The 17,014-nt window shown below is 67.8% G+C and carries 15 protein-coding genes; 14 read left to right on the top strand and 1 reads right to left on the bottom strand.

Annotated elements, in window-relative coordinates:
• The first annotated feature begins 17 nt into the window (after window positions 1-17).
• The 5 genes from npdG to cofH are packed head-to-tail and all read left to right on the top strand — an operon-like array spanning window position 18 to window position 5,502.
• Window positions 18-698: an NADPH-dependent F420 reductase gene (gene npdG, locus ACSSVZ_RS25480; RefSeq protein WP_453973637.1), complete on the top strand. Its 681-nt coding sequence runs from the start codon at window positions 18-20 to the stop codon at window positions 696-698.
• A 7-nt stretch (window positions 699-705) separates the two neighbouring features.
• A complete protein-coding gene (gene cofE / locus ACSSVZ_RS25475) occupies window positions 706-1,470 on the top strand; it encodes a coenzyme F420-0:L-glutamate ligase (protein ID WP_453973636.1) in 765 nt (254 codons plus the stop codon).
• Window positions 1,467-2,438: a 2-phospho-L-lactate transferase gene (gene cofD, locus ACSSVZ_RS25470; protein ID WP_453973634.1), complete on the top strand. Its 972-nt coding sequence runs from the start codon at window positions 1,467-1,469 to the stop codon at window positions 2,436-2,438. Before cofE ends, cofD begins: the two co-directional genes overlap by 4 nt.
• Window positions 2,435-3,052 (top strand): 2-phospho-L-lactate guanylyltransferase, encoded by a 618-nt coding sequence (cofC, locus tag ACSSVZ_RS25465; RefSeq protein WP_453973632.1) that lies wholly within the window; start codon window positions 2,435-2,437, stop codon window positions 3,050-3,052. The genes cofD and cofC overlap by 4 nt, the downstream gene beginning before the upstream one ends.
• Window positions 3,049-5,502 (top strand): 5-amino-6-(D-ribitylamino)uracil--L-tyrosine 4-hydroxyphenyl transferase CofH, encoded by a 2,454-nt coding sequence (gene cofH, locus ACSSVZ_RS25460; protein WP_453973630.1) that lies wholly within the window; start codon window positions 3,049-3,051, stop codon window positions 5,500-5,502. The genes cofC and cofH overlap by 4 nt, the downstream gene beginning before the upstream one ends.
• 54 nt (window positions 5,503-5,556) lie before the next feature.
• Here cofH and ACSSVZ_RS25455 read toward each other — a convergent pair whose 3' ends face one another.
• The gene (locus tag ACSSVZ_RS25455) at window positions 5,557-6,270 is read right to left on the bottom strand and encodes a GntR family transcriptional regulator (RefSeq protein ID WP_453973629.1); all 714 of its coding nucleotides are present in this window, start codon (window positions 6,268-6,270) and stop codon (window positions 5,557-5,559) included.
• Between the two features lie 200 nt (window positions 6,271-6,470).
• Here ACSSVZ_RS25455 and ACSSVZ_RS25450 point away from each other — a divergent pair, with 200 nt between their 5' ends.
• The 9 genes from ACSSVZ_RS25450 to ACSSVZ_RS25410 all read left to right on the top strand — a co-directional run bounded on the left by ACSSVZ_RS25450 (window position 6,471) and on the right by ACSSVZ_RS25410 (window position 16,534).
• Window positions 6,471-7,646 carry a mandelate racemase/muconate lactonizing enzyme family protein gene (locus ACSSVZ_RS25450; protein ID WP_453973628.1) on the top strand — a complete coding sequence of 392 codons (1,176 nt, stop codon included), beginning with the start codon at window positions 6,471-6,473 and terminating at the stop codon, window positions 7,644-7,646.
• Window positions 7,643-8,776, top strand: coding sequence for a M24 family metallopeptidase (locus ACSSVZ_RS25445; RefSeq protein ID WP_453973627.1), 1,134 nt, complete (start codon window positions 7,643-7,645; stop codon window positions 8,774-8,776). The genes ACSSVZ_RS25450 and ACSSVZ_RS25445 overlap by 4 nt, the downstream gene beginning before the upstream one ends.
• A gap of 14 nt (window positions 8,777-8,790) precedes the next feature.
• Window positions 8,791-9,900, top strand: coding sequence for an NAD/NADP octopine/nopaline dehydrogenase family protein (locus ACSSVZ_RS25440; protein ID WP_453973626.1), 1,110 nt, complete (start codon window positions 8,791-8,793; stop codon window positions 9,898-9,900).
• Window positions 9,900-11,018, top strand: a complete 1,119-nt coding sequence (locus ACSSVZ_RS25435) for a M24 family metallopeptidase (RefSeq protein WP_453973625.1) — start codon at window positions 9,900-9,902, stop codon at window positions 11,016-11,018. Before ACSSVZ_RS25440 ends, ACSSVZ_RS25435 begins: the two co-directional genes overlap by 1 nt.
• On the top strand, window positions 11,015-12,172 hold the full coding sequence (locus tag ACSSVZ_RS25430; protein ID WP_453973624.1) for a mandelate racemase/muconate lactonizing enzyme family protein: 1,158 nt from the start codon (window positions 11,015-11,017) through the stop codon (window positions 12,170-12,172). The genes ACSSVZ_RS25435 and ACSSVZ_RS25430 overlap by 4 nt, the downstream gene beginning before the upstream one ends.
• Before the next feature lie 7 nt (window positions 12,173-12,179).
• Entirely contained in the window at window positions 12,180-13,181 is a 1,002-nt protein-coding gene (locus ACSSVZ_RS25425; RefSeq protein ID WP_453973623.1) for an LLM class flavin-dependent oxidoreductase, read from the top strand.
• A gap of 61 nt (window positions 13,182-13,242) precedes the next feature.
• Entirely contained in the window at window positions 13,243-14,238 is a 996-nt protein-coding gene (locus ACSSVZ_RS25420) for a Bug family tripartite tricarboxylate transporter substrate binding protein (RefSeq protein ID WP_453973622.1), read from the top strand.
• A 270-nt stretch (window positions 14,239-14,508) separates the two neighbouring features.
• A complete protein-coding gene (locus ACSSVZ_RS25415; protein WP_453973620.1) occupies window positions 14,509-15,015 on the top strand; it encodes a tripartite tricarboxylate transporter TctB family protein in 507 nt (168 codons plus the stop codon).
• A 22-nt stretch (window positions 15,016-15,037) separates the two neighbouring features.
• A complete protein-coding gene (locus ACSSVZ_RS25410; protein WP_453973619.1) occupies window positions 15,038-16,534 on the top strand; it encodes a tripartite tricarboxylate transporter permease in 1,497 nt (498 codons plus the stop codon).
• The last annotated feature ends 480 nt before the right edge of the window (window positions 16,535-17,014 follow it).

Here is a 17,014-nt window from a genome sequence, read left to right as displayed (position 1 = left end):
GGGAAAGGAATTCGACCATGAGTTCAGACACTGCGACCCTCGCCATCGTTGGCGGCAGTGGCGCACTGGGTGGCGGTCTTGCGCTGCGGGCGGCGCGAGCCGGTCTTTCCGTCATCCTGGGATCGCGGACTGCGGAGCGGGCGGCAGAGGCTGCGGCGGCGCTCGTCGCCGATGTTCCGGGTGCCGACGTCCGCGGCATGGAAAACGCCGAGGCGGCGCAGGCCGGCGACATCGTGATCGTCACCGTGCCGTTCGCCAGCCAGGCCGAAACGCTTGCCGCCATCGCGCCCTTCGTCGCCGGGAAGATCGTGGTGGACACGACTGTGCCGCTGATGCCGCCGAAGGTCGCCCGCGTCCAGCTTCCCGCGGAAGGATCCGCCGCAGCCTGCGCGGCAGCCGCCCTCGGCGAGGGCGTCCGCCTCGTCACTGGGTTTCACAACGTCTCCGCCCAGAAGCTGCGCGGCGGCGGTCCCGTCGGCTGCGACGTGCTCGTCTTCGGCGACGAGCCGGTGGCCCGGCAGGCGGTCGTCGACCTTGCAGGTACGTTGGGCCTGCGCGGCGTGCACGGCGGCGTGCTGGACAACGCCGCAGCCGCAGAGGCGATGACCTCGGTCCTCATCGCCATCAACAAGCGCTACAAGGTGGCCGAAGGCGCCGGCATCCGCATCACCGGCATCGGCGAGAGCGAAGACGACTGACCGGACGATGAGTGCCCCTCCCCTGACCATCGTTGCCCTGCAGACGCTTCCGAGCTTCACCGCGGACCACGATCTCGCGGAGGAAATCCTCGCCGCTGCGCGCCGCGAGGGCATCGCCTTCAAGGACGGAGACATCCTCGTCGTCGCCCAGAAGATCGTCTCGAAGGTTGAGGGCAGGCTGCGCCGCCTTTCCGATTACCAGCCATCGGATCGCGCGCTCGCCCTGGCGGACGAGACCGGCAAGGATCCCCGTTTCGTCGAAGCGGTGCTTTCCGAAAGCGCCGCCGTCATCCGGACACGTCCGGGGGTGATTATAGTCGAGCATCGGCTCGGCCACATCATGGCCAATGCCGGCATCGACCGGTCGAACATCGGAGGGAGTGAGGACGCGCTGCTGCTGCTCCCGCGCGATCCGGACGGAAGCGCCGCCGCGCTACGCGCCGCGCTGGTCGAAGCAACGGGTGCGCGCATTGGCGTCATCGTCTCCGACAGCTTTGGCCGGCCGTGGCGGATCGGCACCACGGGCATCGCGATCGGCACCGCCGGTCCCGCGATGGTCGTTGACCGGCGCGGCGAGCCCGACCGCGACGGACGCCCTCTGCAGGTCACGGAGATCGGCTTCGCCGACACGGTGGCCGCGGCCGCCGTGCTCGTCATGGGCGAAGGCTCCGAAGGGCGGCCGGCAGTGATCGTCCGCGGCCTGGACTGGCCAGAAGCAGCCGGCGGAACGCGGTCCGGTCTGAGGCCGGCAGAGCAGGATCTCTTTCGATGAGAGATGGCGACAGAGCCTATTCCGGCGGACCCGTCGTGGCGCTCTGCGGCGGCATCGGCGGCGCGAAGCTCGCACTCGGCCTCACCCGCGTGGTTCCCGCCGATCGGCTGTCGATTGTGGTGAACACCGGCGACGATTTTCGTCACTTCGGGCTGCACATCAGCCCGGACGTCGACACCGTCCTCTATACTCTCTCGGGCCGCGCCAATCCTGAGTCCGGCTGGGGCCGCGCCGGCGAAAGCTGGCGGTTCATGGAGGCCGTCGCGGAGATCGGAGGCGAGACGTGGTTCTCGCTGGGCGATACCGATCTCGCACTCCATGCCGTGCGAACGGCCTGCCTCGCGGCCGGCGAGACCCTGACGGCGATCACGCGTGACCTCGCCGCGTCCTTCGGCATCGCTCCGGCGATCCTGCCCGCGACCGACGACGCCTGCGCAACGGTGGTGGAGACCGACGAGGGCGACCTGCCCTTTCAGCGCTACTTTGTCGAGCGACGCTGTGAGCCCATTGTTCGCGCGATCCGCTTCGAGGGCTCGCAAGCCGCGGCTCCGAGCGCAGCTGTAGCCGCGGCCCTGCAGGCGCCGGACCTCGCCGCCATCGTGGTGTGTCCGTCGAACCCCTACCTGTCGATCGACCCGATGCTGGCCATCCCCGGGATGAGGGATCTGATCGCTGGCGCTGCCGCTCCGGTCGTGGCCGTCTCGCCGCTGGTCGGCGGGCGCGCTATCAAGGGTCCGCTCGCAAAGATCATGGGCGAACTGGGCACCGCGCTGACGCACGCCTCCGTGCTCGCTCACTATGACGGGCTGGTCGACCGCCTCGTCGTCGACGACGAGGATCGCAGCCTGGCGAGCGATCCCCGCGTGCGGATCGCCCAGACGCTAATGACGAGCCTCGACGACCGGATCACGCTGGCACGCACTGTGATCGAGATCGCCGCCGAGGCGCGGGCGGAGGTGCAAGCATGATCAACGTGCTATCCGGCCCTGCCGTGGCCCTTGTTCCGGTGAAGCGTCTCGAGCTCGCCAAGAGCCGCCTTGCGCCTATTCTGTCGTCGGCGGAGCGGCGGCACCTGCAGGAAGCGATGCTGGCCCATGTTCTCGGAGAGCTCGCGTCCGCGCCGGGCCTCGACGGCGCAGCGGTCGTGACCGCGGACATCGACGCCGCGACGATCGCGGACCGGTTCGGCGCCCGGCTTGTTCCCGATACCTCCGACGAGTTGAACGCCGCTCTGTCCGCGGCCACCCAGCGCCTCATTGCCGATGGGGCCGCGATCATTGCCATCGTTCCCGCCGACCTGCCCGAACTGACTGCCGCCGACATGGCCCGCGCCCTTGCAGAGGTCCGCCGGTCCGGCGCGACGCTGGTCGTTCCGGACGCCGAGGCGCGCGGCACCAACGGCCTCGTCTTCCCTGCCCGCCGCGTCCCGCGCCTGTCCTTCGGCCCCGGCAGCTTCCACCGCCATCTCGCCGAACCCGGAGCACGACCGTTCCCGCTGCCCTCCTTCGCCCGGGATCTCGACCGTCCCGACGACCTCGCCGCGCTGCGCACCACGGCGATTTGCCTGGAGTCCCTCGCATGACGCGCCTGCCGATCGATGCCTGGACGCGCCACGTGATCGATGGCGGTTGTCTCGACCGGGCCGACCTCAACACCCTCGCCGCCTCGGCGGAGATCTCGGACCTTGTGGGAGGCGCCGCCGCGATCCGCGACGCCGGGCACGGCCCGCTCGTCTCCGTCTCGCGCAAGATCTTCGTGCCGCTGACCAATCTCTGTCGCGACGTCTGCGCCTATTGCACCTTCGCCCATTCGCCCAAGCCTGGCGAGCCGATCTATCTGTCGCGCGATGAGGTGGTGGAGATCGCTCGAGCCGGCCAGAGGGCCGGCTGCGACGAGGTCTTGTTCACTCTCGGCGACAAGCCGGAGCTGCGCTACCGGGCCGCGCGCGCGGCCCTCGACGCGCTCGGCCACGCCACCACGCTGGACTATCTGGAGGAGGTCGCCGGGCTGGTGCTGCGCGAGACCGGCCTCCTGCCCCACATCAACGCCGGCGTCATGGACGAGGCGGCGATCACTCGCCTGCGCGGCGTCTCCGCGTCCCAGGGGCTGATGCTGGAGACGGCGTCGGAGCGCCTGTCGGAGCGCGGCGGCCCGCACTTCGGATCCCCAGACAAACTCCCCTCTGCCCGGCTTGCCACCATCGAGGCAGCAGGGCGCGCAAAAGTGCCGTTCACCTCCGGCATACTGATCGGTATCGGCGAGACCCGCGCAGAGCGCCTCGCCTCGATGCTGGCGCTGCGCGACCTTCACGAGCGTCACGGCCACATTCAGGAGATCATTATCCAGAATTTCCGGGCAAAGGCAGGCACCCGGATGGCCAACGCTCCCGAACCCGACCTTGCCGACCAGCTCTGGACCATCGCGCTGGCCCGCTTCGTGTTCGGGCCGGCCATGTCGATCCAGTCGCCTCCAAACCTGCGCGGCGACGGGCTCGCGGAGCTCATCGGAGCCGGCATAAACGACTGGGGCGGCGTCTCTCCGGTCACACCCGACCACGTGAACCCGGAAGCGCCGTGGCCGGCGCTCGCCCGCCTCGCCGCCGACACCGCGGCAGCCGGCAAGACACTGGTGCCCCGCCTCACCGCCTATCCTGCCTATGTGCGCGACGCCGATACCTGGATGGACCCGGCGCTACGCGCGCCTGTGGCCGCCCGCTCCGACACCGAAGGCTTCGCTCATGAGACCGGCTGGCGGGTCGGCCACTCCAAGGGCGTGATCGCCCTGGAGGGCGCGGCCGCCGCGCCCGCGATCATCCGAAGCCTGGCACTGGAGCGGGCGATCGAGCGGGGCGTCGCCGGCCATCGCCTCGACGAGACGGAGATCGTCACACTCTTCCGCGCCCGCGGTCCGGAGGCTGCCGCCGTCCGCGAAGCCGCCGACGCCGTGCGCCGCGAGCGGGCCGGCGCCGCCGCCGGCTACGTCGTCACCCGCAACATCAACTACACCAACGTCTGCGGCTACCGCTGCCGCTTCTGCGCCTTCTCCAAGGGCAAGCGCTCCCTCAACCTGCGGGGCACCCCTTACGACCTGCCTCTCGACGAGATCCAGCGCCGGGCCGTCGAGGCCTGGGAGCGCGGCGGTACCGAGGTCTGCATGCAGGGCGGCATCCATCCCGACTATACAGGCGAGACCTACCTGGCGATCTGCCGGGCGGTGAAGGAGGCCGTGCCGGAGATGCACGTCCACGCCTTCTCGCCGCTGGAGGTGACCCAGGGCGCGCGCACTCTCGGCCTCTCGGTCGAGGAGTTCCTGATCGCGCTGAAGGAGGCCGGGCTCGGCTCGCTGCCCGGAACCGCCGCGGAGATCCTGGACGACGAGATCCGCGTCCGTCTCTGCGCCGACAAGGTCCGGACCGACGAATGGCTTGCCGTGATCGAGACCGCCCACCGGGTCGGTCTGCGCTCCACCGCGACCATCATGTTCGGCCACATCGAACGCTACGCGCACTGGGCCCGCCACCTGATGCGCATCCGCGCGCTGCAGGAGAGGACCGGCGGCTTCACCGAGTTCGTGCCGCTGCCGTTCGTCCACATGGAGGCGCCGATCTACCTTGCCGGCGAAGGCGCCCGGCAGGGTCCGAGCCTGCGCGAGGCGATCGCCATGCACGCCGTCGCCCGGCTTGCCCTCAATCCGGTGATCCCCAACATCCAGGCCTCCTGGGTGAAGCTCGGCGAGGCCGGCCTCGCTGCGGCCATGCAGAGCGGCGCCAGCGACCTGGGCGGCACACTAATGGACGAATCCATCAGCCGCGCGGCCGGCGCCGACCACGGCCAGGAGATGGCACCCGACCGCATGGTCGAGATCGCCCGCAGGCTCGGCCGCACGCCCCGACAGCGCACCACCCTCTACGGCGATGCGCCATCGCGCCAGCGTGACCGGGCCTTCCAGGCGCCGCCGCTCCTCGATGTCGTCAATCCGCCGGCCGGCAAACACGCCCGGATCGGAAGCGCGAAGGCAACTGCTGGAGCATGAGTCTTCTGCCGAAACTGTCGGCAGGTTCGGGACGCTGGCAGGCCGTTCGAGCGGCTACGATGCGCGCTTGTGGCCGACGTCGAACGCATCGATCTCGACAATAATCTCTGCCATGGAGCTGATGTCCTGGTGGACCGCTCGACTGACGGCGATGGCGTCCCTCGCCCGCAGGGCCTGCAGCATTTCGACGTGATGGGTGCCGTCCCATCGCGCCGTCTTGGCCTCCAGCGACAGCCGCATGAACGGCCCCATCTGCATCCACAGCCCCTCGATCATCGGCAGCAGCACCTCGGAGCGCGACGCCTGGTAGAGGCGGAAGTGGAAGTCCTTGTTGGTGGACAGGATCGGCCTCGGGGCCGCCTGCAGCAGGGCGTCCATCGAGCGCATGTGCAGATGCTCGAGCTCGTCCATCACGCCGTCGTCGAGATGGGCGACGGCGCCTTCCGCCGCCATGCTTTCCAGCATCTGGCGGACTCGCCACAGCTCCTCGAACTTGTGGCGCGACATGAACGGGACGATCACCTGCCGGTTGGGCATCATCTGAAGCGCCTGCTCGGCGATGAGCCGGTTGACCGCCTCCCGCACCGGCATGGCGCTGGTCCCCAGCCGTCGCGCAAGCGTGCGCAGGCTGATCGGCTCGCCGGGGCTGAACTCGCCGACCATGAGCTCGTTGCGCAGGGTCAGGTAGACCTGCTGTGACATCGGCAAGTCGCCGCGCCGCACATCCGGACCGGAAGGCGTCTGCGCCGCCGTCAGCTGCTGTTCCAAGGACTGTCCTTCCCGTCTGGCGAGCGACCGTTCGTGTTCCGGCTGCCGTCCATCGCTTCTATCAACTTTAAGGCTTTTGCGGAACTCATCCCGCCAACTGTGATCACAGTTGTTGACAGCTGTTCGCAGTCTCGGCAAGCTGTGATCACAGTTAGGGCATGCCTTCTTCGACGGCAGCAGACAAGCGAAAGGCGGGCGACGTGACGACGGTCCAGTCGATCGAGACGGTTCTGATCCAGCTCCCGACCCGCCGGGAACACCGGTGGACCGGCCTCTCCGAGCCGATCGGTCGCTACGTCCTGGTGAAAGCGGTCGGCGACGACGGCTCGGTCGGATGGGGCGAGGCGCCGGCGCTGAAGGACTGGGGCGGAGAGTTCGGCCGCTATTTCGGAGAGTCGCCGCTGATCACCCGGCTCGTAGTCGAGCGCTATCTCGTTCCCGCCGTCGCCGGTATCGACCCGACCAACATCATTGAGGCTCACGCGCGGATGGATGCAGCCATCCGCGGCTATCCCTACGCCAAGGCGGCCGTCGAGTTCGCCCTTTACGATCTCGCCGCGCGCTCGCTGGGCGTCCCCGTCTACACGCTGCTCGGCGGCTGCTCCCGCCGTCGGATTCCGGTTACCCACTCGATCGGTCTGATCGACATCGAGGAGGCCGAGCGCGAGGTGGTGAAGGTGGTCGAGGACGGCGTCCGCACCATCAAGATCAAGGTGGGCGTAGACCCCGACCGCGACGTGGCCATCGTTCGCCGCATCCGCGAGGCGGTCGGTCCCGGCATCGCGCTCTGCGTCGACGCGAACGAGGGCTACCGGACGCCGGGCGACGCGGTGAAGACGATCCGCAAGATGGAGCCTTACGAGCTTCTCTATGTGGAGCAGCCGGTGATGGGTATCGAGCGCCTCGCCGAGGTGGCACGCGCCATCGACCCGCCGGTGATGGCCGACGAATCCGCCTGGAACGCCCACGACGTCGTGCAGATCATCGATGCCCAGGCCGCCGACATCATCTCGATCTACACCACCAAGCCGGGCGGACTGTTCAAGGCCATGGAAGTTGCCGCCGTCTGCCGTGCGGCAGGCATCGTCTGCAACGTCAACGGGTCGGTCGAGACCGGCATCGGCAATCTCGCCAATCTGCACCTCGCCGCAGCCGCGCCCGCCGTCACGCTGTCCTGCGTGATCCCGGTCTCCACTCCTGCCGAGACGCTCGGCGAACGGATCGGCGGCATCTACTATCGCGACGACCTGATCGCCGAAGGCATGCAGTTCGTCGACGGCGCGGTCGAGCTTCCCGAGGGCCCTGGAATGGGCATCGCGGCCGATCTCGACAAGATCGACACCTATCGTGTCGCCGACGAGGAGATCCGGACATGAGGCCGGAGATCGTCGACCGCCTCGCTGCCCTCGCCGGCAGCCTGGAGCTGGACGCGCTGGTGCTCTGCTCCCCGGAGAACTTCGCCTACGTCACGAGCTTCGTCGTGCCGTCGCAGGCCCTCCTGCGCCATCGCCACGCCATGGCCATCGTGCGTGCGGATGGCGGCGTCGTCCTGTTCGGCGTCGACATGGAAGAGACCACCATCCGCGCCAAAGCTCCGGACACCGAACTGGCGGTCTGGAAAGAGTTTTCCGACGATGCGATGGCCGCGCTCGCCTCGACACTCTCGGCTCATCGCCTTGCATCGGGCCGGATCGGCTTCGAGCTCGGCTACCTGCCCGCCCGGGACTTTGCCGGCCTGATCGCGGCGCTTCCGAATGCGCGCTTCGCCTCCATCGATGCCGCGGTCGCCCGGCTGCGCCAGATCAAGACGCCCTCCGAGATCGAGCTTCTCGCGCGCCTGTCGCGCATCGCCGACAAGGCGATCGCCGATGCCCTCGGATCGGTCTCGGCAGGCGACACAGAGATGGACATCGCTGCCGGCCTGACCCGCTCGATCTTCGAGTCTGGGGCCGACGACTTCAAGCTGATGATCGTCGCGACCGGCGAGCGCAGCCAGCTCCCAAACGTCGGACCGAGCGAGCGCCGGCTGAAACCCAGGGACGTGTGCCGGGTCGAGATCTTCTCGGTCATCGACGGCTACCAGGCCGGAGTGTGCCGGACCGCCGTGGTCGAGGAAGCGCCGCCCCACGCAGACGACATCTGGAAGGTGCTCGTCGACTGCAAGTACATGCTCATGGACGAGATCTGCCCGGGCGCCAGCTGCCGCGAGATCTACGCCAAGTTCGTCGCGATGTTCGAGCGCCACGGGCTGCCGCCGATCTCGTTCGTGGCGCACGGGATTGGTCTGTTCCTGCACGAGGATCCCTACATCGGCGCCACGCCGATCATCGGCTCGCCCGACGACGCCGTGCTCGAGGCGGGCATGGTGCTCGGCTTCGAGCCCCTCTGCTACCGGACGGGCCACGGCTTCGGCATGCAGAACAAGGACATGCTCGCCGTTACCGAGACCGGCTGCACGCTGCTGTCCGACCACACCGACACCGACCGGCTTTTCGTCATCGCGTAGGAGATCGTTTGTCCATGTCAGGGGTTGAAACCATCGCCGTTCTGGGTGCAGGACACGGCGGCTGCGCGGCGGCCGCCGACCTGACGGCACGCGGCTATTCGGTCCGGTTGCACGCGCGCCGGGAGGCGACGCTCGCGCCGCTGAGCGAGGCTGGTGGCATCAACGCCACCGGCATTCAGACCGGAAAGTTTAAGCCGGCGGTCATGACCACCGATGTGGCCGAGGCGGTCGCGGGAGCGGACCTGATCATGCTGGTGGTGCCGTCGGTAGCTCACAAGAGCTATGCCGAGGCGCTTGCGCCCCTGATCGACGGCCGCGTGCCGGTGTTCCTCAACCCAGGCCATACCGGCGGCGCGCTGCATTTCCTAAAGGAGCTGCGGGCAGCCGGCTACGAGGGCGACATCCCGCTCTGCGAGACCACCTCGCTCACCTACATCACCCGGATGGAGGGGCCAGCCAAGGTCGGGATCTACTCCTACACCAAACGCCAGCGCTTCGCCGCCCTGCCCGCCAGGCACACCGACGCGCTCTATTCGGTCGTCAACGCCATCTATCCGGAGACGATCAAGGCCTCCAACGTGCTGGAGACCGGGCTCGCCAACATGAACGCGGTGTTCCACCCGACCGGCATGCTGATGAACACCGGCTGGCTGGAACGTACCGACGGCGGCTTCCTGTTCTACAGGGAGGGAATCACCGAAGGCGTCGGCCGCGCGACCAGGTGCGTCGACGACGAGCGGCTTGCCGTGGCCGCGGCACTATCCACGCCGGCCCTGCCCTTCCTGGACAGCTTCCTGCGCGCTGGCCTGACCACGCAGGCTGCCTATGACACGGGCTCGATCGCAACGGCGTGCGAACAGAGCGAGCCGAACAAGACCATCAGCTGCCCTCCGAGCCTCGACCACCGCTACATCCACGAGGACGTGGGCTACGGGCTGGTGCCGTTCGCGGCCTTCGGCGAACTCGCGGGCGTCCCGACGCCGACGATCTCGGCCCTCGTCCAGATCGCCTTTGCCGCGACCGGGATCGACTACGGCCGCGATGGGCTGACCCTGGACAAGATGGGCCTGACCGGGCTGACGGCCGACGCGCTCGTCCGCTTCGTCGAGACGGGAGAAGCCTGATGGAACATGCCGTCTTTCAGAAGCTCCGCGCCGCGATGGCCGAGGACGGGTTCGACGCCCTGGTCGCGCACTCGCTCGACAACGTCACCTATACCGCCGGCTTCCAAGTCCCGACCCACGCGATGAACCGGTTCCGCCGGACCATCACCATCCTCGCGGGCACGGATTTCGCCCGCCAGATCGTGGTGAACGTCGAGGAAGCCGTCGCCCGGGAAAGGTCGCGCTTTGCCGACATCCGCACCTACAACCAGTTCACCGACAACCCGTCTGATCTCATCGCCGACGCCCTGACGGAGGCCGGCGTGCCGGCCGGCCGCATCGCGATCGAGCTCGACTATCTGCCGGCGATGGACTTCCTGCGGCTGCAGGAGAAGTTGCCCAACGCGACCTTCGTCCACGCCCGCGATCTCTATTTCCGCACCCGCATGATCAAGACCGACGAGGAGGTCGAGCAGCTCCGCGAGGTCGGCACCCTGACCGAGCGGATGATGGCGGAGGTTGTCAGCCGCCTGAAGCCCGGCGTCACCGAGCAGGCGGTCGGCAGCGAGATCATGAACCGGATGCTGGACGTCGGCTGCGACAGCGTCACCTACCAGGTCGGGTCGGGCGCGCGCAGCGGCATCATCAATTGCAAGCCGACGACAAAGAAGATCGAAGCCGGCGATGTCGTCCGCGTCGAGATCCTCGGCGACCTGGGCGGCTACCGCTCCAACGTCACCCGGACTTTGGTGATGGGCAAGCCGACCGACGAGCAGAAGCAGATCTGGTCGATACTCATCGCTGCCCGCGAGGCCTGCGAGGCCAAGCTGAAGCCCGGCCAGTCGGTGCCCGATCTCTGGGAGACCTACCGCTCCCACCTCCTGGCCCACGACATCCAGCCCTCGCTGACTTTCCTCGGCCACGGCATCGGCCGCACGGTGCACGAAGAGCCGTACATGACGGAAACCCGCGACCTCGTGCTGCAGCCCAATGTCACCCACACCATGGAGCCACTCTACATGGTGCCGGGCCGCATGGGCTTCCACGTGGAGGACATGTACCGGATCACCGAAACCGGCTTCGAGAAGATCACCGGGCTGGCCTTCCCCAACGACGAACTGATCGAGGTCGCGGCATGAAGATCGCCGACATCGAGACCCATCTGGTCAGCCTGCCGCTGCGCCGTCCGCACACCTGGGCCGGCAACTACAGCCCGGTCGGCCAGCGCTACCTCCTGGTAAAGCTCATTCTGGAGGACGGCACCTACGGCTGGGGCGAGGCGCAGGTCCTGAAGGACTGGGGCGGCGAGTTCGGGACGCGCTACGGCGAGATGCCGGAGACCGCCATTCCGGTCATCCGCGACTATCTGGCCCCGCTTCTCAAGGGCGAGGACGTCGAGCGCTTCGAATATCTCCATCTGAAGATGGACAAGTTCATCCGCGGCTATCCCTACGCCAAGGCGGCGATCGACGTGGCCATGTACGACGCCGCCGGCAAGCTCCTGGGCGTGCCCGTCTACCAGCTTCTCGGCGGTCTCGTTCGCGACAGGATCCCGGTGGCCCACTCGATCGGCCTGATGGACGTGGACGCCGCCGTCACCGAAGCGAAGCAGGTGTTCGACGAGGGTGTCGGCTGCATCAAGGTCAAGGTCGGCCTCGACGCCGAGCGCGACCTCCGCCTCGTCCGGCTCATCCGCGAGGCGCTGCCGGAGCTGAAGATCCGCGTCGATGCCAATCAGGGCTACACGAGCTGGAAGGAAGCCCTGCAGGTCACCAACCGCATGGCCGAGTACGGCATCTGGTTCATGGAACAGCCGGTCGAAGGACTGGAGGCGATGGCACGCGTCGCACAGGCGACCGAGATCCCGATCATGGCCGACGAGGGCTGCTGGAACGCCCACGACCTGCTGCGCCTCGTGCGCAACGACGCCTGCGAGATGATCTCCTGCTACTACACGAAGGCCGGCGGGCTCACAAAGGCGAAGAGCCTGCTGTCCCTCGCCCACACTGCCGGCGTCTTCGCCGACGTGAACGGATCGGCGGAGATGGGGATCGGCAACGCCGCGAACCTGCACATCGCCGCCGCCTGCCCGGCAGTGACCATCCCCGGCACCATTCCGATCACCCAGACCGAGGCGGTGCGGCGGACCGAGGTCGCCTGCCGGATCTACCTCGACGATCTGATCGACCGGCCGTTCGAGTACGCTGACGGGTTCATGACCGTACCGGACCGGCCGGGCCTCGGCGTCGACATCGATCCCGAGAAGTTCGCCAAATACCGGGTGGGAGGCTGAGGTCGCCATGACGCTTCGATACGGGGTCAGCTTCGACGGGTTCGTCTCGACGGCGCAGGCGCTGGCGACGGCGCAGAAGGCCATGGCAACCGGTATCGACAGCCTGTGGATGGCCGAGCATCTCGGCTACCGCGAGGCCATGGTGACCAGCATGGGCTTCCGCATGCAGAGCGGCGATGCCCTGGTCGTGCCGACCGCCGTCAGCCCCTACCTCTGGCACCCGACCCCCACGGCAATGGCGCTGGCGACGCTGGCGGAGGTTGGCACCGCCCCGGTAGGGATCGCCGTCGGCGTCGGCAATCCTCTGTTCCTGGCCGAATCCGGCCAGAAGATCGACAAGCCGGTGCGCGCGGTCCGCGAGTTCATCGAATGCCTGAAGGCGCTGTGGACCGGCGAAGGCGTCACCTACGACGGCGAATTTTTCCCCCTCGCCGGCGCCAGGCTGGGCTTCACGCCGCCGCAGCCGCTCGTGACCTATATCGCCGCCACCGGCGAGCAGATGCTGCGCCTCTCCGGCCGCATAGCCGACGGCGTCGTGCTTTCCGCCGGCCTGTCGCCGGTCTTTTGCAGCGCCTCGTTCGACCACGTCGCCGAAGGCGCCGCAAAGGCCGGTCGTGACCCGGACGCGATCCGCCGCGCCGCCTATCTGATCTTCGCGTTGTCCGAGGACGAGAAAACAGCCCGCGACCTGGTGCGGGGCAAGCTCGCCTTCCTGTTCCGCAACAAGATGCTGGCGACGAACATCGAGACCACCGGCGTCGCCGTCGACCAAGAGCAGATCATCGCAGCCATTTCCCGGCGCGACCTGGCCGGGGCAACCGCCTTGATTTCCGACGAGGCCATCGACGCCTTCGCCGTCGCCGGCACGCCCGGCCAGTGCCACGCGCGGCTCGACGCCTTCGAGGCGAGCGGCATCACCGAGCCCGTCCTGATGGTCCAGGGAGACGAGGCCGAGCAGCAGCTCGCGCTCGCCTTCCTGCGCGACCGGGTGGGCCGCACCCGGAGCTAGATCCTTCACCGAACCGCCACCTTACAAGAGCGGCCCAATGCAACCGAACAGGGGAAAGAGAATGGCTATTGGACACACCTCCTTCCGCGGGCTGCTCACGGCAGCCCTGATCGCGGGCGCCGCGACCGGCCTCGCCGCCACCAGCGCGGCCGCCCAGGACAGCTTCCCGTCGAAGCCGATCACGTTGATCGTGCCGTGGTCCGCCGGCGGCGGCTCGGACACCAGCATGCGACTGGTCGCCGAGGCCGCCGAAAAGACGCTCGGCCAGCCGGTCGTCGTGGTCAACAAGCCGGGCGCGGGCGGCGCCGAGGGCACCCGGGCGATCGAGCAGGCGGAGCCCGACGGATACACCATCGGCATGGTCGGCTCCGGCGTCATCGCCCGCCACTACGGCAACCCGAACGCAACCGACTTCCACGACCTCACCCCGATCGCCTTCTTCGGCGCCGACCCGGGGGCGCTGACCGCCAATCCGTCCACCGGCTTCAAGACGGTCGAGGACTTCGTGAAGGCGGCGAAGGAGAAGCCCGGCTCCGTCACCAACGGCAACGACCAGCCCGGCGGCGCGTCCTACATCACCGCCGCGGTTATCGAGAACGACCTTGGCGTCGAGCTGACCAAGGTGCCGTACGAGGGCTTCGCCCCGACCACCGCCGCCCTGCTCGCCGGCGAGGTCCAGACCGCGACCGTGCCGATCCCGGACGTGATCGAACACCAGATGTCGGGCGACCTCGTCATCCTCGGCGTGACCGACACCGACCGCCACTTCCTGGCGCCCGACGTGCCGACCTTCCAGGAGCAGGGATTCGACGTGGTGATCGGCTCCTGGCGCATCATCGTCGGCCCGAAGGGCATCCCGGCCGACCGGTTCGCGATCCTGGAGAAGGGCCTCTTGGACGCAATGTCCGATCCGGAGTTCATCAAGAAGGCGAACGCTGCCGGCTTCGGCGTCGCGCCGAAGGGAGCGGCCGACACCGGCGCGTTCCTGGAAAGCTACGACGAGACGCTGTACCCGGTGCTGCTGTCCGCCGACCTCGTGAAGACCCGCAAGAAGTAGCGATCCCAGGACTGGCGGCGCCGACGCGCTCGGTGCCGCCCTCCTCCGCGCTCCTGCGGCCCGTTTCGTGGTTGGGTCGACCGCCATTAGGCTCCAGCCTGTCGTCTTGCCGGACGACGAACCGGTTTTCGTCATCCGAGCTGCTCCATCGCCTTTTCCGCTTCGGCGGAGGCGTCCGAGCAGCCGGGCATGGCATCATGGCCAATCGCTCAAGCACGTCCTTGTCGTTCGCTTCCATCTGAACGGACCGTGCTCAAAGGACCATCGTCGGTGCGCTCTCGATCTGACCTCCTCGCCCACGCCATCGCCGGGCTCGTCATCCTGGTCGCGGTCGCAATTCTGTCGATCGAATTCGCCGGCAACCCCGACCTCGTCAAGGCGGGCGCGCGCGACCCAGGTCCGGGATTCCTTCCGCGTATGGTCCTCATTCTGCTCGGTCTCTGCGCCCTGTGGATGACCGTGACCAGCTTCTGGGGCTTTGCCCGTACCACCCGCGACGAAGGCACGCCGGGCGGCGGCGGTGCCCGCGCCGAGCTGCGGCGGATGCTGGTGCCGGCGCTGATGATCGCGGCGCTCGCCGCCGTCGTCTGGCTCGCGCCCGGCCTCGGCTTTCTTCCAGTCGCGATCGTCTTCACCGTGGGTTGGGCCCTGGTGATCGCCTGGCAGGACCGCGCGACGGGGGCTTCGGCCGGTTACGTGGTGGCCGGCGTCGGGGCGCTCGTTTTCACCGTCGCGGTCTACGCGCTGTTCGACCGCGTCATCGGCGTGCCGCTCTGAGATCCATAAGGCGGATTGACCCATGCTTGACGCCACGCTGACCGCCCTGTTGGGGATCCTGTCCGATCCCATGGCCATCGGACTCTGCATTCTGGGCGTCCTGATCGGCACGATCCTCGGTGCCCTGCCCGGTATCAGCTCGACCATGGCGATGGCGGTTCTGCTGCCGTTCTCCTTCACCATGGACCTGGCCCATTCCATGGTCTTCCTGCTGGCGGTGTTCTCGGCCAGCGTCTACGGCGGCTCCGTTTCCGCGATCCTGATCAACATTCCGGGCACGCCGGGGGCGATCGTCACCCAGATGGACGGCTACCCGATGGGCAGGGCCGGACGCGGCGGCGAGGCGCTGACCTACGCGCTGGTCGCCTCCACGCTGGGCGGTCTGCTCGGCTGGGTGCTCCTGGTCATCCTGGCGCCGATGGTCGCCTCCGCCGCGCTTGCCTTCCAGAGCCCGGAATACGCCGCGATCACCGTCTTCGGCCTGAGCATGCTCGCCTACGCCTCCCCCGGCTCGACCTTCCTTGCTCTCGTTGCCGGGCTGATCGGCCTGCTGCTCGCCACCGTCGGCTTCGATTCCACCACCGACGTCGCCCGCTTCACCTTCAACAGTAGTGCCCTGCAGGCGGGCCTCGGGATCATTCCGGCCGCAGTCGGCATCTTCGGCGTCGCCGAGGTGTTGAAGAGCCTGGAAAGCGGCGGCGAGCGGATCGAGCCCGTCCGTCATATCGGCCGGCTCCTGCCGCCGTGGCGCGAGGCCCGCCGGCTGTGGCCGATCGGCATTCGCGGCTCCATCATCGGAGCGTTCGTCGGCGCCGTGCCGGCGGCCGGGTCGGCGATTGCCGTAACCGTCTCCTACGCGCTGGAGAAGCGGATCTCGCGGACCCCGGAAAAGTTTGGCACCGGCTGCCCGGAAGGGGTCGTCGCACCGGAATCGGCCAATAACGCCTGCGTCGGCGGCGCGCTCATTCCCATGATCACCCTCGGCATCCCCGGCGATTCCATGACCGCGGTCCTGATCGGTGCGCTCCTGATCCACGGACTTCGGCCGGGGCCGACGATGTTTACCCAGCACATCGACTTCGTCGCCATCGTCTACGTCGCGCTGATGCTCGCGATCATCGCCACGCTGATCGTCGGAATGCTCGGCAATCGCCTGTTCGCCCGCGTGCTCACCGCGCCGCGTTCGATCCTGCTAAGCGGTGTCATGCTCCTGTGCGTGGTCGGGTCCTACGCCGTGCGCAACTCCTGGATCGACGTCGCCGTCATGACCGGCTTCGGCGCACTCGGCTACCTGATGAATCGGATCGGCATGCCCACGGCACCGGTCATCTTCGGCCTGGTTCTGGGGCCGCTCTTGGAAGAGAACGTCCGCCGTTCGATGATCATCTATAACGACTGGACGGTTTTCCTTACCCGCCCGATCAGCCTCATTGTGCTTGTGATCTCGGCGATTGCTCTGGTCGTGCCTCTGGTGCAGGACGCCAGAAGAAAACAGGCAGGTCGGAAAGCCGAAGTGTGATTCCGCGGAAGTTGGCCTAAGCGTGCACCGCGCATGTCTTACACGTGTGTGCCGTGTACCGCATGCGAGGTGACCAACTGGCGAGATCTCGGGCGTCTTTCGCCCCGTGCGGCTCGGCAGCGCGAGGAACGGTCCCTGAACCCGGGGGGCCGTCTCCAAGCTAGTAGTGCTAGCGTGAGCCGGACCTTCTTGGGCTGACAACCGTTCTCGATCCCCTGACAACCCTGACAACCCAGCTTTTGAGCCGGTGCGACTGGCAGCATCTCGGGCAGCTTCCGCCCCGTCGACGTCGCGCCCCGGTACGGTCCCTTACTCGGCCAGGCGAACCTCGTTCAGCCATCGGCCCTGACTTCGAGGGAGCGTCGCCGCGAAGCTCCCGAACCTCCTAGAGCGTTTCCTTGTTTATCTGAATCGGGGGGGATTCCTGTTCGGGGCGTTTTGTGATTCAAGATGCTGGCTGGGGTGGAGGCCAGCATCTGA

This window comes from Amorphus sp. MBR-141 (assembly GCF_053628695.1).
The sequence above is the reverse complement of the archived record's forward strand: the minus strand, read 5'-3'. Positions and strand labels throughout refer to the sequence as shown.